At 57.6% G+C, this 19763-nt stretch carries 24 protein-coding genes and 1 tRNA gene; 9 read left to right on the top strand and 16 right to left on the bottom strand.

Going from position 1 to position 19763, the window contains the following annotated elements; translation table 11 throughout:
• Positions 1-216: 216 nt before the first annotated feature.
• Entirely contained in the window at positions 217-678 is a 462-nt protein-coding gene (locus FXB40_RS44815; protein WP_148778632.1) for a restriction endonuclease, read from the bottom strand.
• Positions 679-913: 235 nt separating this feature from the next.
• On the opposite strand from FXB40_RS44815, the gene FXB40_RS44810 reads away from it, so the two are divergent.
• The gene (locus FXB40_RS44810; RefSeq protein WP_148778631.1) at positions 914-1366 is read left to right on the top strand and encodes a VOC family protein; all 453 of its coding nucleotides are present in this window, start codon (positions 914-916) and stop codon (positions 1364-1366) included.
• 405 nt (positions 1367-1771) lie between these two features.
• Positions 1772-2410 (top strand): glutathione S-transferase family protein, encoded by a 639-nt coding sequence (locus tag FXB40_RS44805; protein WP_148778629.1) that lies wholly within the window; start codon positions 1772-1774, stop codon positions 2408-2410.
• Between the two features lie 115 nt (positions 2411-2525).
• Here FXB40_RS44805 and FXB40_RS44800 read toward each other — a convergent pair whose 3' ends face one another.
• Genes FXB40_RS44800 through FXB40_RS44790 form a run of 3 tightly spaced genes read right to left on the bottom strand, consistent with a single transcriptional unit; the run spans position 2526 to position 3247 of the window.
• Positions 2526-2693, bottom strand: coding sequence for a hypothetical protein (locus tag FXB40_RS44800; RefSeq protein WP_148778627.1), 168 nt, complete (start codon positions 2691-2693; stop codon positions 2526-2528).
• Between the two features lie 7 nt (positions 2694-2700).
• On the bottom strand, positions 2701-2946 hold the full coding sequence (locus tag FXB40_RS44795; RefSeq protein ID WP_148778626.1) for a porin: 246 nt from the start codon (positions 2944-2946) through the stop codon (positions 2701-2703).
• A 46-nt stretch (positions 2947-2992) separates the two neighbouring features.
• Positions 2993-3247 (bottom strand): PilZ domain-containing protein, encoded by a 255-nt coding sequence (locus tag FXB40_RS44790; protein WP_148778625.1) that lies wholly within the window; start codon positions 3245-3247, stop codon positions 2993-2995.
• A gap of 227 nt (positions 3248-3474) precedes the next feature.
• Between FXB40_RS44790 and FXB40_RS44785 the strand changes: the two genes are divergently transcribed.
• Positions 3475-3549, top strand: a tRNA-Glu gene (locus FXB40_RS44785).
• Positions 3550-3558: 9 nt separating this feature from the next.
• On the opposite strand, the gene FXB40_RS44780 is transcribed toward FXB40_RS44785, so the two are convergent.
• Together FXB40_RS44780 and FXB40_RS49700 are read right to left on the bottom strand one after the other, a co-directional pair.
• Positions 3559-4722, bottom strand: a complete 1164-nt coding sequence (locus FXB40_RS44780; RefSeq protein ID WP_148778624.1) for a tyrosine-type recombinase/integrase — start codon at positions 4720-4722, stop codon at positions 3559-3561.
• Positions 4673-5002: a helix-turn-helix transcriptional regulator gene (locus tag FXB40_RS49700; protein WP_246208342.1), complete on the bottom strand. Its 330-nt coding sequence runs from the start codon at positions 5000-5002 to the stop codon at positions 4673-4675. Before FXB40_RS49700 ends, FXB40_RS44780 begins: the two co-directional genes overlap by 50 nt.
• 409 nt (positions 5003-5411) lie before the next feature.
• Between FXB40_RS49700 and FXB40_RS44770 the strand changes: the two genes are divergently transcribed.
• The 3 genes from FXB40_RS44770 (at position 5412) to FXB40_RS44760 (ending at position 8959) form a co-directional block, all read left to right on the top strand.
• The gene (locus tag FXB40_RS44770; protein ID WP_148778623.1) at positions 5412-7616 is read left to right on the top strand and encodes a P-loop ATPase, Sll1717 family; all 2205 of its coding nucleotides are present in this window, start codon (positions 5412-5414) and stop codon (positions 7614-7616) included.
• Positions 7617-7948: 332 nt separating this feature from the next.
• A complete protein-coding gene (locus FXB40_RS44765; protein WP_148778622.1) occupies positions 7949-8443 on the top strand; it encodes a DUF6998 domain-containing protein in 495 nt (164 codons plus the stop codon).
• Positions 8444-8488: 45 nt separating this feature from the next.
• Positions 8489-8959, top strand: a complete 471-nt coding sequence (locus tag FXB40_RS44760) for a hypothetical protein (RefSeq protein WP_148778621.1) — start codon at positions 8489-8491, stop codon at positions 8957-8959.
• Between the two features lie 209 nt (positions 8960-9168).
• Here the strand turns inward: FXB40_RS44760 and FXB40_RS44755 are convergent, their stop codons facing one another.
• The 6 genes from FXB40_RS44755 to FXB40_RS44730 all read right to left on the bottom strand — a co-directional run bounded on the left by FXB40_RS44755 (position 9169) and on the right by FXB40_RS44730 (position 13605).
• Positions 9169-9831, bottom strand: coding sequence for an SOS response-associated peptidase (locus tag FXB40_RS44755; RefSeq protein ID WP_148778620.1), 663 nt, complete (start codon positions 9829-9831; stop codon positions 9169-9171).
• A complete protein-coding gene (locus FXB40_RS44750) occupies positions 9831-10505 on the bottom strand; it encodes a hypothetical protein (RefSeq protein WP_148778619.1) in 675 nt (224 codons plus the stop codon). The genes FXB40_RS44755 and FXB40_RS44750 overlap by 1 nt, the downstream gene beginning before the upstream one ends.
• Positions 10506-10589: 84 nt before the next feature.
• Positions 10590-10973, bottom strand: coding sequence for a hypothetical protein (locus FXB40_RS44745; RefSeq protein ID WP_148778618.1), 384 nt, complete (start codon positions 10971-10973; stop codon positions 10590-10592).
• 14 nt (positions 10974-10987) lie between these two features.
• A complete protein-coding gene (locus FXB40_RS44740; protein WP_148778617.1) occupies positions 10988-11401 on the bottom strand; it encodes a hypothetical protein in 414 nt (137 codons plus the stop codon).
• Positions 11402-11990: 589 nt separating this feature from the next.
• Positions 11991-12431: a hypothetical protein gene (locus FXB40_RS44735; RefSeq protein ID WP_148778616.1), complete on the bottom strand. Its 441-nt coding sequence runs from the start codon at positions 12429-12431 to the stop codon at positions 11991-11993.
• A gap of 193 nt (positions 12432-12624) precedes the next feature.
• Complete coding sequence (locus FXB40_RS44730) at positions 12625-13605, bottom strand: ABC transporter substrate-binding protein (RefSeq protein WP_148778615.1); 981 nt, start codon at positions 13603-13605, stop codon at positions 12625-12627.
• Positions 13606-13927: 322 nt separating this feature from the next.
• Here FXB40_RS44730 and FXB40_RS44725 point away from each other — a divergent pair, with 322 nt between their 5' ends.
• On the top strand, positions 13928-14770 hold the full coding sequence (locus tag FXB40_RS44725; RefSeq protein ID WP_148778614.1) for a Crp/Fnr family transcriptional regulator: 843 nt from the start codon (positions 13928-13930) through the stop codon (positions 14768-14770).
• A gap of 180 nt (positions 14771-14950) precedes the next feature.
• On the opposite strand, the gene FXB40_RS44720 is transcribed toward FXB40_RS44725, so the two are convergent.
• The 3 genes from FXB40_RS44720 to FXB40_RS44710 form a co-directional block, all read right to left on the bottom strand.
• Positions 14951-15343, bottom strand: a complete 393-nt coding sequence (locus FXB40_RS44720) for a hypothetical protein (RefSeq protein WP_148778613.1) — start codon at positions 15341-15343, stop codon at positions 14951-14953.
• A 167-nt stretch (positions 15344-15510) separates the two neighbouring features.
• Positions 15511-16167: a DUF2865 domain-containing protein gene (locus tag FXB40_RS44715; RefSeq protein WP_187437566.1), complete on the bottom strand. Its 657-nt coding sequence runs from the start codon at positions 16165-16167 to the stop codon at positions 15511-15513.
• Between the two features lie 428 nt (positions 16168-16595).
• Positions 16596-17147 carry a recombinase family protein gene (locus FXB40_RS44710; protein ID WP_148778612.1) on the bottom strand — a complete coding sequence of 184 codons (552 nt, stop codon included), beginning with the start codon at positions 17145-17147 and terminating at the stop codon, positions 16596-16598.
• 337 nt (positions 17148-17484) lie between these two features.
• Here FXB40_RS44710 and FXB40_RS44705 point away from each other — a divergent pair, with 337 nt between their 5' ends.
• The gene (locus tag FXB40_RS44705) at positions 17485-17679 is read left to right on the top strand and encodes an MJ0042-type zinc finger domain-containing protein (protein ID WP_148778611.1); all 195 of its coding nucleotides are present in this window, start codon (positions 17485-17487) and stop codon (positions 17677-17679) included.
• A gap of 1197 nt (positions 17680-18876) precedes the next feature.
• Positions 18877-19110 carry a hypothetical protein gene (locus FXB40_RS44700; RefSeq protein ID WP_148778610.1) on the top strand — a complete coding sequence of 78 codons (234 nt, stop codon included), beginning with the start codon at positions 18877-18879 and terminating at the stop codon, positions 19108-19110.
• A 45-nt stretch (positions 19111-19155) separates the two neighbouring features.
• On the opposite strand, the gene FXB40_RS44695 is transcribed toward FXB40_RS44700, so the two are convergent.
• Positions 19156-19668 carry a DUF5681 domain-containing protein gene (locus FXB40_RS44695; protein WP_148778609.1) on the bottom strand — a complete coding sequence of 171 codons (513 nt, stop codon included), beginning with the start codon at positions 19666-19668 and terminating at the stop codon, positions 19156-19158.
• Positions 19669-19763: the final 95 nt, after the last annotated feature.

Below are 19763 nucleotides of genomic sequence, written 5' to 3'. Positions count from 1 at the left end.
CAGTGCTGTCACCGTAATTCAATCAACGTTCGAGCTTCATCAACATCTCATCCAACAGCTCGAACAAAAGGGTGTTGGGGTCGTCGCCTCGATCTTTCATCTCAAGCATTTTATGGACGTCGTCCAAGCTCAGGCTCAACATCAGCTTACCGGTTTCTCTCAGAGCACCACGCATCACAGCGCTAGCATTCTTGTCGGCACCCTTTCGCGAAATTATCAGAGCGACAGACCGCATATCCGAGCAGCCAGGATATCAGTGTCATTACCTACCGGCATGGGCGATATTTGCCGTGCGATCGAATCGAGATGCGTTGCCAACATAGGGAACTTGGCGGCCATCTCGCGTAGCTTCGTCATGTCTATAACGATGGTGCGGCCGGTGTTCACAATCGGAATATTTAGCGTGCTTCCAATCACTAGAACGGCCTCGGAAGCGGCCACGGCCAGGCGCTGGTTTTCCAGTGCCATCGCTGCCCGGACAACTAGTTCGCGGGAAATCACCCGTGTGCGGTAGAGCTTCACATCGACGATGACTAGTTTGCCCTCGGGAGAAGTGACCTTGAAGTCGTATCCGCGATCTGATCGGCCCAGCGGAGCAATCCGCTTATAACCCAGCGCTTGGTAAATTTGATAAACAAGCGCCTCGAATTCCTCTCCCAAAGATTGGCCATCGTTCATTCGGTTGCACCGGTAGGACGCGTTTCACTACTCAACCTTGAGTTATCTTCAGAATCCTATCCCAGCAACAGAATTCGCCTGGATAGAGGGCCCGTTCAAAATAAAGCGTCAAGCAGTTGGTGCCCTCACGCACATTTGCCCCTGCCCCCTGCCCCTTCCCCCACTTTCCTGCTATCTCTCCCCCGCCGTCCCGGCCGAAAGCAAAACCCTCCGATTGTCCAAGGGAGCAACAACCATGCGATACCTCCACACCATGCTGCGCGTGCGCAATCTCGATGTCGCGCTGAAGTTTTACCAGGATGCGCTGGGGCTGAAGGAGGTGCGGCGCATCGAGAACGACAAGGGGCGTTTTACGCTCGTGTTCCTGTGCTCGGCCGACGACCTCGATGCGCTGAAGGATCAGCCCAAGACGCGCGGCGCGCCGCTGGTCGAGCTCACCTGGAATTGGGACGAGGAGAAGTATGGCGAGGACCGCTTCTTCGGCCATCTCGCCTATGAGGTCGACGACATCTACGCCACCTGCGCGCAGCTGCAAAAGGCCGGCGTCACCATCAACCGGCCGCCGCGCGACGGCAACATGGCCTTCGTCCGCTCGCCCGATCTGCACTCGATCGAGATCCTGCAGAAGGGCGAGCCGAAGGCGCCGGCCGAGCCGTGGGCGTCGATGCCGAATATCGGCCACTGGTAAGGCTCCCGCGATAGGAACAAAGCCCTCGCACCCCGCGTTCACTCCCCGACAATGCGATTGGAGGAGGAAACAATGGGACGAGGATTATTGCTGTGGATGCTGGGCGTGCCTATTCCGGTGATCATTCTGCTGTGGCTGTTCTTCGGCCATTGATCGTCTGATCGACTCTGCAATGAAAGCTCCGCCTCGGGCGGGGCTTTTTGCATGCAGGCGAAGCTTTTTGCATGAGGGGCTCGCGGCAATCGCGCATCGCTCACTGGCGAAAATTCCGCTATCACCCGCGCGCAGTGGCCTTGTAGCCCGGATGGAGCGAAGCGTAATCCGGGACCGGCCGCAGCCGAAGCACCCCGGATTGCGCTTCGCTCCATCCGGGCTACGACAACGAAAGACGCGCGGGAGGATTTTATGCCGGACCAAAAGCTGACGATCTGGGGCCGCGCCAATTCGGTCAACGTGCAGAAGGTGCTGTGGTGCCTGACCGAGCTCGCTTTGCCCTACGAGCGCATCGACGCCGGCATGCAGCACGGCAAGACCCGCGAGGCCGACTATCTCGCGATGAACCCCAATGCGCGCGTCCCGACACTGGTCGAGGGCGACTTCAGCTTGTGGGAATCCAATTCGATCATGCGCTATCTCTGCATGGCGCATGGGCGCGGCACGCCGATCTATCCGGAGGCGCCAAAGCTGCGCGCCGGCGTCGACCGCTGGCTCGACTGGACGCTGTCGATGGTGCAGCCGGTCGACCGCCCGGTGTTCTGGGGCATCGTGCGCACGGCGCCGGCCGAGCGCGACATGGTGCAGGTGCAGAAGGATGCCGATGCGGCCGCCGAGGTCTGGGCGATCGCCGACCGGCTGCTCTCGACGCGGCCGTTCATGGAGGGCGACCAGTTCACGCTCGCCGATATCGCTGTTGGCGCCTACGCGCGGCGCTGGCTGGGCGTCGAGGGGATCACCCGCCCGGTGCAGCCGAACCTGACGCGGTGGCTCGCCGAGCTCGGCAAGCGGCCCGGATTTGCCCAGCACGTGGCCCCGCCGATGTCGTGACCGCTGACGCGGCTTAAGATGTGGTAAGCGCGCGCGAAATCGCTGCGAGCGCGCAAACAGCCCGCGCCTCGGTTCTACTGTGCATGGGGTTGTTTTCGCGTTTTGTTTGGGCGCCCTAGTGCCAGCCCCGCCCGACCAGCAAAACGCCGACGATCAGCACGAGCGTGACCACCGCCGTGGCGAGCCTTGCGGTCCAGGACAGCCCGCGTCCGACCCACCACAGCAGCGCGCAATACATCAGCGCGGGGACGAGGAGATCGAGTCGCAACAGGTCCGGCGACATCCGCCTCTCACCGCCCGACCGTGCCGTCGACCCTGACCGAGCCGCCGATCTTCACGCAGGTCCCGGTCGCCTCAACCCAAGTGAAGCCCCGGCCATAGGAGGCGCAGCCATTGGCCCTGGCAGACCCGGTGGCGCCCCTCAACGGCAAGGCCTTGCCCGACTGCGGCTGCTCGCTCGGCGGCAAGCGCAAGGTCTCGGCCCCGGCTGCGGAGGTGGTCGCGAGAGAGATCAGGACGAGGATGGTTGCGCGCATCGACGCCTTGTAGCCCGGACCCGGGCCAGGCGCTATCCGGTGGCCGTCAGAGGAACTTGATGCCGGCCGATTTGCCGCGGCGCCAGACCACCTGGCAGCTCCGCCCGGTCCGGGCATCGCGCGCAAACGCCATCCGGATCACGCCCGGGAGCTGGCTCGCATCCTCGTCCATCGTGATCTTGGCGCCCGAGGACGAGATGTCCTGGACCAGGCAATGCCGCGCCGCGAATCCGCCCTCGAGCGTGATCCAGGCGTGCTGCGACAGCAGCTTGCGGGCTGCGCGCTTCTTGGGCTGTGGCATTGGCGAAAAATCTCTCCCGTATCAGGGCTAGCCCAGGCAACCCTAAGAAACAGTTGAAATCGTCCCCCGAATGATACCGGAGCCGGCTATCCACCGGTTCCAAAAGAGCGTTCCGGAACGGCTTGCCCACCGGCCCAAAGGCCACTATACGTTCGCCCGCTGCAAGCCGCCGGGCACTATTCGGACGGCCAGCGGGCCTGTCGCGAATGCGGTCTGGCCTTGCGTTTGCTCCCTTCGTCTATCGGTTAGGACGCCACCCTTTCACGGTGGAGAGAGCGGTTCGATTCCGCTAGGGAGCGCCACCAGCTTCCCTACATGGCTGTGTTTCCTTCCTTTTTTGGCAATTCCCCAAATATAAAACCGCGTGTTGGGGAAGCGTTGTGCCGGTTCTGTTCAAGTTTGGTGATGGCGTTTCGGGCAAGCCGCCTCTGTTCCGCACCCTTGGTGTAGATGCGCAGGCTTGTTGCTGAGCGATGGCCGAGCACCGCCATCATTTCTTCATCTGAGCACTGGGCTTCCGCCAAGCGGACGCCCGCCAAGTGACGAAGCCCGTGGGGCTTGCAATCTAGGGGCAGCCCCGCTGCCGTGATTGCATCTCGCAACCAATCTGAAATCCCCGCGACCGTAAATCCAGCACCTGCATCCGTCCTAATGATCGGATCGTTTAGGCCAACCACCCTGCCTCGCCGCGCGTGAGCATCATCAAGCACGTACAGCAAATCCTCGTGGATTGGGATTTCTAGTTTGGCCTCGGTCTTTTGCTGGACCACCTTGATGCCACCGGTGCGCGGATTGATATCGCTCCACAACATTCGATGAACGTCGCTGCGACGCTGTCCCAGAAATTCAAACAAGCAGAACGCCAAATGTTGGCGGCTGCCGAGCGGCCATCGCGCCTTGAATTGCTCAACCTCGTCTTCGGTCCATGGACGGATCGAACCACCCTTTGGCCGCTTGAGCCCTACCATCGGATCGGTATTCATCCATCCGATGTCGTTGGCGTGCTTGATCAGGATTTTGAATTTCTTGTGGGTGTCGAGCCCCGATCCGGGTCGATCATCGAAGTCGTCGAGAAAATCTCGAATACGCTCGCGGGTTAAACCGATCAGCGGACACTCGCCGTAATCCCGGTTCATGGCGCGCAAACGTGAGCTATACCCCCGCTGTGTTGTGTAAGTCCGATTGCGTTTGAACTGTTCGTTGTTGGCGCGATAGTGCGCAATAAGCGTCGAGACCGTCCGCACCTCGGTATTGCGTCGCGTTAGCGCTGGCATCGCGATGCCAGTTCGACCTTCAACCGCGTCTTGATACGAAGCCAAGAACTCTGGACTATAAGGTAACCCCACCAGCGGCGTGCGCTTTCCCTTACCGATACGGTGGTAGTACCGCACGGTCTCTTGCCCCTTCCGCCGGTCAATGACGGCGTCAATGTTCGGCAGGAGATTTTTCCGCCTTGGCGGCTTGACGGGCTGCATCGAATTTCTCCAGTGCCTTTCTTTCCGCTTCGCTCACGTGGATGCCACTGGTGTGGTCATCGAAGTCTTCCTTACGCGGCAACGTGGCAACCGCCGCATCAAGCTCGCGCTGTATCCAACCGTAGCGCCTCTCCGAAAGTCGCACGGCCCTCGGCATCCGGCCGTCGGCGACCATCACATCAAAGAGGCGTGGACTGACGCCAACATATTCGGCCGCTTCTTCTCGGTGGAGAACGCACCGGCTATAGCCGATGGGCAGTGATGATCCCGGTTCCTTCATCGCTCAAGCTCGCCCATTGCAACGGAATGCAACTCACCACGTCATAGTATTGGTGCTTGGGCCGCTCCAATCGGTAGCTTGCCGAGTTTTCCACAAGCTTGGCTAAGCGTTTCCCATTACGAGACGGCCTTTAAGGCACTGTAATAACTAGCTATTCTATTTATGGATGTTCTTCTTCAAGCATGCACCCCTGATAAAAATGCCAAGCGTAAATATTCGTCTGAGGCCGTAAAAATTACGCCATTCGTCCTCACGCTAGCTCGTTCGGTTTCTAGCAAGTGGGCCGCACGTTTAGGGGGCACACCCTTGGCTGACAGTCTTGGCCAAACGCGTGGACAAGTTCTCTCGTCATTCTTCCCAACCATCCTAGCGCGTGTAAGCTACAACTATCGGTAGCTGAAAGCCTGTCATGTCCAAGAGCGCGTTCTTTGCCTATCCATCATCCGAACCGATTTTGACGACAGCCGATGAAGCTGTGCGCGAAGTACGGGGCATCCATGTGACGCCTTGGCCGCACTTGAATACGTTCGGATACAGGCTCGACAAACTCATTCGCGAAAAGATCGATACGAGCGATTTCCTGCTTGCCGACGTAACGATACCCAATTTCAACGTCTATTATGAAATCGGGTATTGCGTTGGATCGGGAAAGCCAGTTGTCCCAACCGTTGACTTCACCTTGAAGGGATCGAAGGAAAATGTGGACCTTACTGGCCTCTTCGCGACGACCGGTCAGATCAGGTATCAAAACTACAAGGATCTCGCGGCAAAAATCGAGAAGATCGATCTAAATGATTGGCGGCCCATTGCCCCAAAGCCAAGAAATTACAATCAGCCGCTGTTTTTCTTAGGTGCATTCAAGCGAACGAACTTCATTGAGTATATCTCCTCCGCAATTTCCAACTCTAAGGTTGAGCAGCGTCAATTCGATCCAACTGACACTAATTTCATGTCGATCAACGACGCCTTCGCGGAAGTGTCGGCATCGACCGGACTAATTCTGCCGTTGATCGCACCCAACATCGAGGGCGATGTAAAACACAATCTGCTTGCATCCACACTCGCAGGGATGGCTCACGGCTTAGGCATCGAAGCGCTTCTTATTCAGTTTAACGACGTTCCGGCTCCTGTCGATTTCAGGGAGTTCATTTCGACCGCTCGTGGCAAGCTAGAGACCACAAATGAAGTAGAAGAATACTGTCAGCAGACCCTCGTCCTCAATCAAAGAAGCAAGCCGCCTCCACGAAAGCGGAGCCCAACTTTGCTTGAACAGGTGGACCTAGGAAAGTCGGCAGCCGAACATGAAGCTACACGGTTAGATCAGTATTTTGTCCACACGGCACAATTCACTGCCGCATCTCGTGCAAAGGGAGGGATTGTCGTAGGAAGAAAGGGGTCCGGTAAGACTGCAATTTTCTACGCGACGTTAGAAAAGAAGCAGGCCGACAAGCGTAACCTCGTTGTTCCCCTTATGCCGGTGTCTCATCGTCTTTCCGAACTCCGGCAAAGCCTAGTGGACGTAAAGGCAGCCGGATTTTTTGATCATTCCATAGAGGCGTTTTGGCAATACATCATCTACATGGAAATCATTTACTCGCTACGGGAGGCGCTTCTTCCGAAGGCGAAATACAATCTGACCCAATTGAAGCTGATTGAGAGTGTCGAGCAGCGCTTCAAGATGGGAAGCGAGCACGTGTATGGTGATTTCACTTCCCGGTTAGAAACGGCGGTAGAACTCGTAATCAAAACCATACAGGGCACTCCGAACGCTAGTACAGCTAAGGAAACTATTACGAACGTCCTCTTTGAGCATGAAATATCGAAGCTCAGAGACTCGGTGGCGCAACTTGCCGATGGTTACAAAACCATCAATCTCCTGTTCGACAACGTCGACAAGGGGTGGCCAGCAACGCGGGTCGAGGAGCATGACATTAAGACGGTGCAGCATCTGATCAACGTCATGAATAAGGTCCAACGCGAACTCGCAAGGAAGGACTTGGAATTCGAGTATCTCCTGTTTTTGCGCGGCGATGTTTATGAACGGCTGGTCGAGAATACGGCAGACCGAGGGAAGTTCGATCCAATCAAGGTCGATTGGTCCGATGCCGAGCAACTGAGCAACTTGATCCACCAGCGAGTAATAGCAGCTGTTCCCGAAGGGAAAGAGGAGGAGGCGTGGAACGCTATCAATCCCATCATGGACGACAAGCGCACCGCTGTTGACGTAATGATTGGCGCGTCGTTGATGCGTCCGAGATTTCTCATCGATCTCGCCGAGAAGGCTTTATCCATCGCCGTCAATCGGGGTCATCCTGTGATCACTGTTGCCGATGTGAAGACGGCGCTTGAGAAGCACTCCCTTTATCTTGTGACGGATTTCGGGCTCGAAGTGAGGGATGTTTCCGGGCTGTCAGAAAGCATTTTCTATGACTTCATCGGCGAAGGCCAGCGCTTGACGCCTGCGCAAGTGACGGAGATTGTTCGCAAGCGAGCGGGCGAACTCGAACCACACCAAATGTTGATTTGCTCTTGTGGTACGGCTTCCTCGGTATTCCGGATGCACGTGGCAGGCCAGTTTTCATCTACAACCGCGACTATGATTACAAGCGACTAGAGGCCGAACGAGACCGCCTAGGAGAAGGCCTAGTGTATTACGTCAACGCAGCTTTTTTGGAGGGTTTGCGGGACTAAGATCACAGGGGTTAGAAGCACTCGCGCCAACAGTAGCGTCTGCGATCTCGCTTGCTCTTAGGTATCGTTCGCCGATGTAGCCGCTGATACACAAAAGCCGGCCGGCGGTATCGCGTTCTCACATCCCCGATGTAGCTAACGGAACTCGTTTTGCCGACAACCTGCGCAGCGCGCTTGTAGCAGGCTTGTTACGGAACGCCGCTCCGCTATCAGGTGAGCTTGCATGGAAAAGATGGCCCCGCGAGGGGTGGTAACATGATCACTAAGGAACAACGCCTAGAAGCGATGAAAGGCGTGCTTGCATCGCTATTTGCGTCGCAGCGCACGTTGAAATCGTTGGCTCCCAATTTTAGATGGGCCGGGCTTGGCAATCTTTTAGGTGACTACGGAGAGTTTATCGCGGTTGAAGCCTACAATCTGCAACAAGCACCGCGCGGAGCGAACGGTTACGACGCCGTCACGCCAGAGGGCAAGAAGGTGCAAGTGAAGGCAAATTATGCAGCGTCGCAAATCGGGTTTCGTGGCGACGCTGATATGCTTCTTTGTCTCAAGATAGATGCAAACGGCGACTGGACGGAAGTGTACTATGGTGACTTCGGATTGGTGAAGCAGGCGGCGAGATATTCGGCGCGAGACAACAAGCACATGGTGCCAATCAGCGCGTTGCAGAAAATTGCGAAGGCTGGCTATGTCTTGCCGGAGGTTCTGCCGATTGCGGAAACCGCGACGGATGTAGGGGAAGCGATCTAGAGCAATAGCCGAGCCCTGTAGCTGTTTAGCCGAGCGTAAACGCAAATGAATTTTGGCCGAGGTTTTTTCAGAGTATGGATTATTCTATCGGCGCTATTCGCGATGGGCGTGGCCGTCGTCTCATACCAAGATGTGAAAGAGGAATTTGAGAAAGCGTCGCTCGATTTTAGCCAAGTCGGTACCCTGATGTTGCCGGTCGATTGTCGTGAGGCTCGCGGAAAATCAGGCGCGGATTACACCGCCCCTGATCGGCCATGGAATACATACACGGCAACTCCAAACTGTTGGTACAAGCTCCCCGACTTTCGGCGGCTCTATCCAGAATATCGGGACCGTTCTGAAACAGCGTTGAGCGATAAGCTGTACAGCAAGGCAGGGATCGTCCTTAGTCCTGCGCGACCATGGAGAGCGCTTGGGATGGCGCTTGCAATTGCACTTGCGGTGCCGTTGTTTGTGTTGATCGTAGGTGCCGCCCTTGGTTGGGCATTTTCGGGGTTTCGGTCGAAGCGAGCGTGAGGATCGATCCGGAGAGGGCTTGGTTGCTTAACGAGAATGGATTTTCTCGGGGTTGAACCCGTCGCTCGCTGCGAGGGTACGGGTGACGGCAATTGTGAGAGGCATTTGCGAAAAGTAGCATGCTTTCATCCGGGATTTTCCCTCCCCCGGTGGAGCCACGCCAAGCATGCTTTCCCAGCTGCGCGAAGGGCTCCCTACAGGGCTCCTCTTTATGCGGCCGCCCGATCTTCCTTTTCTGCGCCGCGCATCACGATCCTCAGCGCATCATCCGGCAGTGGCCGCTGCAACGCCCTCGCCTCATCCCACGGTGCACGCATCCATACGTCGCGCTCCTCATCTGTCGTCAGGATCACCGGCATGGCCTTGGGGTGGATCGGCTCCACCACCGCATTCGCTACGGTCGTCAGGAAGCCGTAGACCTGATGTGGCCCCGGCACCGGCTTTGACTTGGTGCCGCGGTCGCCGTTGAACGTTGTCCAGATGCCCGCGAAGGCGAACAGCCGCCGATCCTCATTGAGGGCGAACCATACCACGTCCTTTTTCTTGGTCTCCGGGTTCGGCTCGGGCGCGTACTCGGCGAAGCTGTTGGCTGGGACAAGGCAACGGTTCTCCGGCTTGAGCCAACCGCGCCAATGCGGCGATGACGTGTTGCGGATGTTGGCGACCGGCGGGCCGCCTGTACGCGGTGGTGGCGGCATGCCCCAGCGCATCATTGCAAGCTCGGTGCCTGTGTCACTGTTGCGGATGACCGGCGCGGGATAGTCGGGGAAGACGCCGGGCATCGGCGCGAGATTGCCGACGTAGCGGTTGACGACGCGAAACAGGTTGATGATCGCCGCTTGGTTGGTGGTGATGCTGTAGAGGTTGCACATCAGGTATTATCTGGCTCGCTGGCATCGCTCTGCAAGCCCAATAGTCCCCCCATCAAGCCAGACAAGGCCGGTGGAGGTCGAATTCCGTGCAGGAGGTTGGCAAGCAAGCTTGCAAATCGAAGGAACATGAATGGCTTCAAGTAGACGAACGCTAGTTTCGACGTGATCTTCTGCTTCGTGCCCGACGAACTCGACATCAGGTCGCGCAGTATGGATAGGCCGTCTCCTTGCTTGTCAGCATCGCTCGCAGCATCATGGATGTTCTTCTGCATATTGCCGACATCATGCGCGTAATGATTTCTTACGCGCGCAAGCGCACGTATGAACTTAGCATTGTCGTCGCTAATAATCTCCGACTTCAATGCAAGCCTAATCTTGGACTCTAAGTTTGCGCCGACGACGAATTCTGCCAACGCCTCGCCACCGGGGAAGTTCACCTTCGGATGCCTTAGTGCTCTCGTCACAGATTGTTCGAGCGCATCGCCCAACAGCGGCTCGATGGTCGCATGCATCTTGACGACAGCGAGAAAATCGCTGTCCTGACGGATGTTGGCGACGGTACCGCGAGCGACTTTTAGGTAGTCCTCTGCGTCGCTAATCGTCGGCTCAACCGCGCGAAAAAATTCATCTAATCCATCTGTAGAGGATGAACCGTCTTCGTTTAGGATCGACATCTATAGCCTTACCGTTTCCCCGGCCACGTCGTTGTGGCCGGGTCGCTCCCAGAAGTGCTGCGTGCCGAGCAGCGCCGATGAAATCTATTGCTTGGTAGCGTCATCATGGACCTTCGCGCACGCTGCCGAACTGTCGCGTCCAAACGCAGAGCGCGTGTAAACGCCGAGGATGGCGAGAGCCGCCGCTTGATAAGGCACGTCAGGGTCTGCACCCATGATGAGCGAGATAGCTCCCATTGCATCAGAAACGCCAACACCGCGACACATGCCAACATATGTAAAGGCCGCTGCGGCTCTTTTGGCAAGCTCGGCGTCCTGCGTGTTGAGGCGATAATGGGCAGTGATCTGTTGGATCGGCTTATCAACAGTCACCGACCCATCGTCGGGCACGCTGACGGCTTCGGCTCTTGCCGCCATCGGTTGAACACACAGCAAGATTATGAGAGCTGCCCTATTCAATTGTCTCATTGTTGCTCCCCAAATCATCGCTCTCCCGGCCACCACGTCGATGGCGGATCGCTCGCCGAGATTTTGGTTGGCCGCAACGCCACCAGATGGCTGCGCTTGTACGGATAGCCCCGAACCTGCGAGCAGTCCTTGCACCGCATGTAACGCTCTAGCTCATGGATCGGCGTAGCCTTTGGTCGCCGCACGATGTCCAGCGGGATAGTCTGGTTGGTGTCGCAGCCAAGGCAGTGCACTTCGAGGTAGGTGTACCCCGCATTGAGCGCATCACCTAGTGTCGGCGATGGCTGCGCCGGCCCCTGAAAGCCGAGCATGCGCGCGTTCCACGCTTCGACGGCGAGCCGGTCGGCCTGCTTGCGCGCTTCCGCCGCCCGCTCTGCCGCAGCCCGGACAGATGCGCCGTAAATCCTCTCGCGCGACTTGGTGCCCATGGGCGAAGGATCACCGGTCCGCGCGGATCAGGCAAGCCGCTACGGATTGCGGTGGATGACTGGCCGGGCACAACGGAAAGGCGGGTGGGCTACCATGTCCGCCTGCCCCAACCGCCACAAAAGCATTCTTTTCGCGAACGGTTTTCCTCCCCCGGTGAAGGGGCGCCAAGCATTACAAGCCCAACTCGCAAGCAACGTTTACGCAGCGGCGCTTTCGTCGCCGACCCCCGCTTGCCACAGTGTTCATTCGGCAATGACGGGCGTCGGGCGACTTCGTCAGGAGCGTTGCCGAAAATAAGCATGCTTGCAGGGGAGTTTTTCCCTCCCCCTTTGGGGTTGCCCGATCCCTCCGGGGTCGTGCGGTTGAAGCATGCTTAGGGGCAACGGAGTTTCGATCAGTTCGCGAACGCCTGCGATATAGTCCTGAGCAAGCTGCGCTCGGTGTTCAGTCGGTCACATCAACAAATTCTTCCGCCCATCCCCTGATAGCAGACATTCTTAGAGACAGTCGGCAGGTCTCAAAAGGGCCACAAGCCGACATCAAATTTCGCCCGTCAAGGACGTTGGCAATGTTCACAGCTCTGCAAGATCATTTGTCGTTGCGGGCTGCATTCCAAATGTCCAACTGCTTTTGCAAAAATTCCTTGGACCACGTTCGGGGGTTGGACCCGTCCCTTGCACTCAACATAAGTCCGTGCGGAGGAACATCTACGAGATCGCCGAGAACGATGCCTTGCCCGACGCTCGCTCGTGTACAGTCTGTTCCGTAAACAACTATCCTAAACGTCCTGGCGTCGATTGCGCCCTTGATAACCCGATCAACATGGACGTTCATAACCACAATCTGATTACCGGCTGCATCGCCCACTTCCCTCCTGTCAGACAGCGTCGCCTCGACTATAATCGGTGCATCGATGTCGGTTGGGACGTGCTCGAATATGATGCCTCTTTCGAAGCTTGGTCCCATACAGGCAACTGCGCCGGTGCAGGCGGCGTAATAAGCCCCCAAACAGACCGCCCATGTGCGCATGTCGACGAGCCAGTTGCTGACCATTGCGTGAAGATGACAACTCTCCGCGAGGTCTGCAATGGGTCAAAATGCGAAGAACTCAACCTGAGCAAATCTTGTCCGCCATGCCTCAATAAGCGGACCTTGTGGAGCGATGCTGCCACTTCGCCGAAGGGCCAAGAAGAGACTCATGCGCCGCAGCAAATCAACATCTCTATTCGATCACCTCGTCGGCGCTGGCGAGCAGCGTCGGTGGCACGGTGAGATCGAGCGCCTTTGCGGTATTGAGGTTGATGATCAGTTGGAATTTGGTCGGCAACTGCACCGGCAGATCGGCGGGCGAGGCACCGCGAAGTATCTTATCCACGTAGGATGCGGAGCGTCGAAAGAGGTCCTCGATATCTGGCGCATAAGAAATCAGGGAACCGCTTTGAGAGATGCCGGCAACCACCGGGACACGAAACTGCAGCGCCTTTTCGTTAATCAGGACCCGATTTACGGTTAAAAAGGCATCGCTCATCAGAACGAGGCCGTCGTCTCGATCCCTTGTTGCGAACGCCTGCTCGATGTCGGCAACGTTGCCAACCGGCAGTGGGATCGGCGTCACGCCGGCGGCCCTTGCCGCAGCTTCGAATGGCTTCCAGTAATAGTCAAAATAGGTAGCAATCGCCGGATTGAACATGAGTCCAGCCCGCTTTGTGCGAGGAGCTACCTCTTTCAGGAGCTCAAGCCATTTTCCCCCAATCGAACCCTCGACATTGATAAAGCCGGTAATATTGCCGCCGGGTCGGGGTAGGCTGGCCACGAAGCCACTACCGACCGGATCGGAAACGGTCACAAAGACCACCGGGATAATGCTCGTTTCGCGCTGCATGGCCGCAGTGGCGGATGTGGAGGTAGTCAGGATTACATCGGGGTTGAGGCCAACCAATTCCTTCGCGAAGGCTCGGTTTCTGTCGGCGTCTCCCGCTCCATAACGAAAGTCGATTGTGACGTCGCGATCCGGCGTCCAGCCCAAATCGGCGAGCACCTTCAAGAAAGCGGCAACACGGCGTTGGGTGGCCGGATCATCCTCCGCGAATCCTATGAGAGCCCCGATCCGCCGCATGCGCTTCGCCGCCTGCTGCGCACGCGCGACAAACGGCCAAGTCGCCGCTGCGCCACCGAGCGCCATGATGAACTTGCGCCGTTGCATGCGCCCCCTGAGAGCAGGTCTCGTCCAGTGCCTAGAGCCTAGCACTTTGGAGAAGGGGGCGCGGTGAGAAATGGCCCCCAACCGGCCTCAGACGCAATTAGGCGCGATGTCTCAGATGGGTCATCAGCGCCGATTTCGGGCGTGTGCAGTCACGTCTTGTCTACCCTCAACTTCGGACATGGCCAGGCGCCGCCTGGACGGTCGCGAAGGGCCAATTTCGGACTCATGCGCTGCAACAAAAAGCGCCTTCAATATCGCCCCTCGATCATCAATATCCGGGATATATTCGGGGGATACTGACCGCTTTGTGAGAGATGATCCGATGGAGCCCATCAGTGCAGATCTTTCCACGGTACTAAACCGCATCCTTGATACGGCGGCAGATAATCTCAGGATTGCAAAGATTCTCGTTCAAATGGGGCTTGATCCCAACAACATCACCTACGACGCACTGTTTGATCGGCTGCTGGAAATTGTGTTGGCCAACATCACGCTCGCCAACATGTTTGCCTTGGTCGGCGCAATCTTCCTTGTCGCTACCTTGCTGATGCAGAGAATGGTGCCGCTGCGGGTCGCGAATATGGTCGGCTGTGCATTCTTCGCAACCTCTGGCGCGCTTTCCGGAAGCGTCGCCACCTTTCTGCTTTATCTGCTGTTGCTGCCGGTCAATGCCGTTCGTCTCCGTCAACTGCTCAGGCTCGTTAAGAAGGCACGTAACGCGATGCAAGGTGACATGTCGATGGAATGGCTCAAACCGTTCATGACCGAACGCAGATATCGCCATGGCGACCGATTATTTAGGAAGGGTGATGCGGCGGCCGAAATGTTTCTCACCGTCACCGGGAAGTTTCTCGTCAAAGAAATCGGCGTCGAGATTCCGCCAGGGCGTCTCATGGGAGAACTTGGCTTCCTTGCGCCCGATAACCGACGAACCGGAACGGTCGAGTGCATAGAAGACGGACAAGTCCTGACTATAACTTATGAAAGGTTGCTTGAAATCTACTTTCAAAGTAATCAGCAATTCGGCTACTACATCCTCCTCCTCACCAGTCGGCGTCTGCTGGAAAACAACCAGCGCCTCCAGGAAAACAACTCGCGGCTGGAAGCAACTCTCGCGCAAGAGAAAGCGGCGCGACAGACCCCAGCCGCGGATGGCTCGGCTTGAAACTTGGCTCTTGATTGCTCCACTATTGGCGACAGAACTGTCCCGACGCGGTGCAGGTCTCGCGAGGCAACGACGTCCGCTCGGGGTCAACAGCGCCGGTTTAAATGGCGCAGCGTCACTTCCGGTCTGCGCCGATCAGCAGACCATATCCGGGCCACACCGAACTTCGCCACCGGGCCATCAGCGGACTAAGTGATCCTTCGGTATCAGCACGAGACCGAGTAACGGATCGCTCTGAAGATTACCGAGAATGATGCCGCGCCCCCCGCTAGCGCGGGGGCAGCCTTCATACAAAAGTATCTTCACGGTGTCTGTCTTGATTGATCCCTTGATCACGCGATCAACACGTGCGTTCAACAGCTCGCCTTGCAGACCTCGCGCGTCGATGAAGTGCGTACGATCATGGATTGTTGCCTCGATGATCTCGGACGCATCGACGTCCGCCGGGACCTGCTCGAACATGATGCTACGTGCTACCACGATGGTGCAGGCGGTCGCGCCCGTGAAAGTCATGCAATAGACCGCCAGTGAGAGCGACCATGTGCGCATATTGGCAAGCAGGTAGTTGAACATCGCACAACAATGCCAACTCTCCGCGAGGTCTGCAACGGGTCAAAATGCGAAAAACTCAACCTGAGCAAATCTAGTCCGTTGTGCCTCAAAAAGCGGACGTCAACGAGAAGCTCTGCAAGAGGGGTGATCGTCGGAGATTGATTGCAACATCAGCCCGCATATACGCGCTAGTCGCGCGCGGGCACCGGCTTCGGCGTGATGGTCGTCGCCGGAAGCGGCGTGCGAGTCAACTCGGAAGACGCTAACGGCGTGAAATCTGGGTTCTGGTCGTTGCCGACCCGTATGCCGGAATAGGCGACGAGCCCGTCAGCGGTAGCGACCGCGTCGCCCGAGCGTAACGAGCCGTCCATCGCGATATCGACTGACGCAAGACCGGCGGGATTGTGGCCGTTGCAGGTGCAATCGGCTCGCAGCGCCTTCCGATAGGCAAAGGCGTTTTCGCTATCGGCGTATCGTTCGCCGGTTGTGGCATAGGCTCTGTCGATGCTGGAGCCGAAGAAAACTTTGGTCGGACTTGCCGGACAGAAGGCTTGGCACATCTGCGCCGGCGAGGCCGCGCCGCGCATCAGCGGAAAATATTTGCCGTCGCAACTGCGCACGCAGAAGGCAGGTCCCGCGCTTACGACGACCGGCCGCTGCGGTGGTGATTGCGGATTGTTGTTGAAAGACGAGGTCTGCTGCTGTTGCTTCTGGCCGCCACCGAAAAAGAAATCAAACAAGCCTTCGGCCGCACTCATTTCGGGCGTCAGCGCCACGGGGCCAACGATGGCGACAGCAACAAGCATGCGGCGCAGCTTGCGCTGAAAGGACAATTCGGTACGCATCGCTTGCTCCACCGGACGCAACGAACTCTCTTCAGCACTAGGGGCGCTTGCGGCAATCGTGGATACGAAACGCGCTCTAAGCTGGGCGGAGAAGGGGAAAGAAATAGGCGAGTGCGGCAAGGGCCACATTTCGGCCGTTATGGGACACCGTCGGAGCCGTGATCCCCCCGGAGTTCGCGGGGCGTTGAAAGCCGACCGAAGTTCGGTTCGGGTCAAAAGCAGCGGTAGACGCGATGCTGGATTGCCTTCGGGTTCGCCTCTAAAAGCCGACATGACACGGTTCATGCGACCTTCGGCTAAGGCGCATGATCGATCAGCTTTCGGCGGCTTTGTGAGGGGTTTTGCCGAAAATAAGCATGCTTTCCCGAGAAATTTTCCCTCCCCCTAGGTGCCGGAAAAAAGCTCCGTGGACTGCACACTAGTGCGGCTCACTCCGCCAGTGCGCGATACACCGAAGCTCGGCCGATCTTCAACGTCTTTGCAATCGCGGACGGCCCCACACCGTCGGCCTTCATCTTCTTGATCTTCCCGGCATCGATGCTCGCCTTGCGCCCCTTGTAGACGCCGCGCGCCTTGGCGCTCGCGATCCCTTCAAGCTGGCGCTCGCGGCGAAGGTTGGTTTCAAACTCGGCGAACACCCCGAGCATATCGAGGAAGCACTTGCCCGCAGCCGTGCTGGTGTCGATTGGCTGCTCTATCGCCCTGAGTGACGCGCCCTTGGCCTTTACCGCCCTGACGATGTCCTGCAAGTCGCCGATGCTGCGCGCGAGCCGGTCGATCCGCGTGACCATCAACACGTCGCCGGTGCGCAGGATGGAGAGCGCTAGGTTGAGTTCGTCGCGCCCTTCCTTGGTCGTGCCACTGCGCTTCTCGGCCCGGATGATGTCGCATCCTGCCGCGAGAAGTGCTTTCTCCTGCACGTCGAGGCTCTGGTCGGTGCTGGAGACGCGGGCGTAGCCGACAAGGTGCTGCTTGGTCATGGTCATGTCTCGCTAGGTTCTAGACCATGAGACAATGACGTCTCATAATTCGTAAGTCAACCCAAATGAGACAGATTTTCCGTCTCAGCGCGATGACTCAGTTGGGTAAACCCAAATGAGGCACGCCAACGGTTCGCGCTGTGTTCGGATACGCGCTTCGTTCCTATGCCGAGCCGGGCGCTGGCCCGTTTCCGACCTCAGCGGCCTAATTTGATTGGTGTAGTGGCCTAGTTTCGTTCTCTAAGCCAAAAGTTGCGTTCCATTGGACGAACACCAACCGATGGCTCAGCGTTAATTTTTCCTATAAACTCTCGCCGTTTTCCCCGGGGAGTGGCGTATGAAAAAGAGTGACGTGACTTGTCCCGAGTGCGGCGCCGGCTTTCGCCGACTGGAGCTTACGTCCCTCCCTAACAGTGGTGGCGAATACCGCTGCCCAGCCTGTAGAGAGGTCTTGGAGACCTTCAACGGCAACGACGACTACGTTGCTTATCGCCTCACGATCCAACCTTCGATGAAGGCCGTTCGGCATTAATAGTGGACAGTGCCGACAACTTCACATGACCGTCATATGACGTTTCTAGCCTGATTGTGCGACGGGGGGACCGGCGCAACAGCTCCCCGCCCTTTCGTGGCCTAGACCACCAGATGGGTGGGGAGCTTCTAGGCCGCCCCAGTTGGCGGCCTCTCTTCATGTCGGTTAGCACTGTCACAGAACGCGACACAAAACCTTGGCACAACTTGTGCACTATCATCCTCACCGGAGTTTTGCGTCAAACCCACCGGGGCTGGAAAGCCGCCGCTCGCGCAACATTTAAGCGGGCGGCGTTTTTGCTTGGTCACCCGTAAATTTCCCAGTGCCCTAATCCGCCAGTACGCGGGTGTCGGAATCGAAAGGGACCACCTCACGGCAGCCCCTTACCGGGCAAAATGATTGTTCGGGATGAAATGCCAGCCCCGGCCTGCATATTTCTACTTATTTCTGCACCGTTGTGGAGTCCGTTGAAACACGGTGTTCCATTGCCTGTGCCGGCAAACGAAAAAGCCCCAATCCGGGGCTGGCAGGATTGAGGCTCTCGTAGCCGCGCTTACTCAGTACGCGCGCGGCTCATTGACACACCACTGTCACAAAACACCGTGTCCTAATTCAGAGTTCCGCGTGTCCTAATTAGGACAGCACCCACCGGGAGGCGCTGGCCTGTTTCCGGCGACAGTGGCCTAGCTTGAAATGACAAACGGCCTGTTTTGTTCTGGACGACCATGAGGTGTATTCACGGTCGGAACACGCTGTCATATACTACCGAAGTTTCCCGGTTTTGGCACAATCTGCATAGACAGATTGCCGCCCCGGAACAAAGCTGGTTGATGAGCGGTGACCTGCTATTTCGGGTGTTTGCTATCGCGGCCGGGACGTTCACTGTCGCCGCCGTAACTGTCCTCTTGTTCGCCCACTGAAAAGTAACGCCGCCTCAGTTGGCGGCTTCTTTCATTTGAAGAACATATCTTGTGCCGTTTGATGGAGGATGCTCGCAACCTGCGATATAGAAAATGGAATCGCCGCTTCCATCTTACGGCTCTTTGAACGGCGCCAGTGGTTGGTTCGGCGGTCGATTACGCAGCGTTAACCTCGGCGCTCCATCATCTTGTCCGACCAGCGCAATTAAAACTAACAACTCACACATTGGCGCCGTCGCTGATCTCAACCCGGCGACGGCCTTTTTTTGGGCCGTGAATGGACTATCGCGCGTTCACAAACGACAGCCTCACCATGATGTACGAAAGCGTGCGCGGCGCGCTGGCGTCCGACGATGCGCAGAAAGCCGCCGAGGAAGCTCCTCGCTTTCGGGTTCGGGAAACTGCCGATTGGAAGCAACACGCCGGCAATCTGGAAGCCGAAATGCTCAATCGAGGAATGTTCTTCGAGATCATCGATTGGTCCGAGGATCAGGGCCGCCTCGCCCTGTAGGCGACGATGCGGCAACCGGGCGAGCGACGAAATCCTAGCGAACGGCTACCGCCCGTCAGTGAGTAATCTCGTTTCCTCCCGCGCGCGACGCTGTTCCTCGCGCTCGATGATGCCGTGAAGCTCCGCGTCCGTGTATTGTCTAATTTCATGTCCGGGCGTGGCTCGGGAAACCTCATAGGCCCGCGCCGCGTGGCCGAGCACAGCCGAAATTGCGCTCCCCTCTTCTGGCGAAATTTGGCCTGACGCCACGGCAGCTGCAATATCGGACAATGCGTCGGCCGTGTCCTGTGCGCAGTCGATAGCACGCAAAGGAAAGGTTACCGTGCGGCCCTTGCGGGGCGGGTATATTCGGTCGAAGCAAAGTTTTAAGGCGACTGGATCGCCTTCCAGCGCCATTTGGATGCACTTCGCGGTCAACCGTTGCGCTTCGCCATCGAGCAAGGCTTCGCATGCAAGGGTGGTCGCATTACGAGCCCCGCGCGGCCTACCGGCCAAATTTCCAGATTGCCCCGGCCGAAACCGGCCTGCCTGTTTCCAACCTGTACTTTCAGGTGCCATGGCCCGTTACTCTATGCTGCGCGATTAGAATCATCCCAACGTGGAAGGTCAAGCCGCGACTTCATGCGCGCCCTCATCCTATGTACGCGCATGGA

It is taken from the genome of Bradyrhizobium rifense (assembly GCF_008123425.1).
Classification (GTDB): Bacteria; Pseudomonadota; Alphaproteobacteria; order Rhizobiales; family Xanthobacteraceae; genus Bradyrhizobium; species Bradyrhizobium rifense.
The sequence above is the reverse complement of the archived record's forward strand: the minus strand, read 5'-3'. Positions and strand labels throughout refer to the sequence as shown.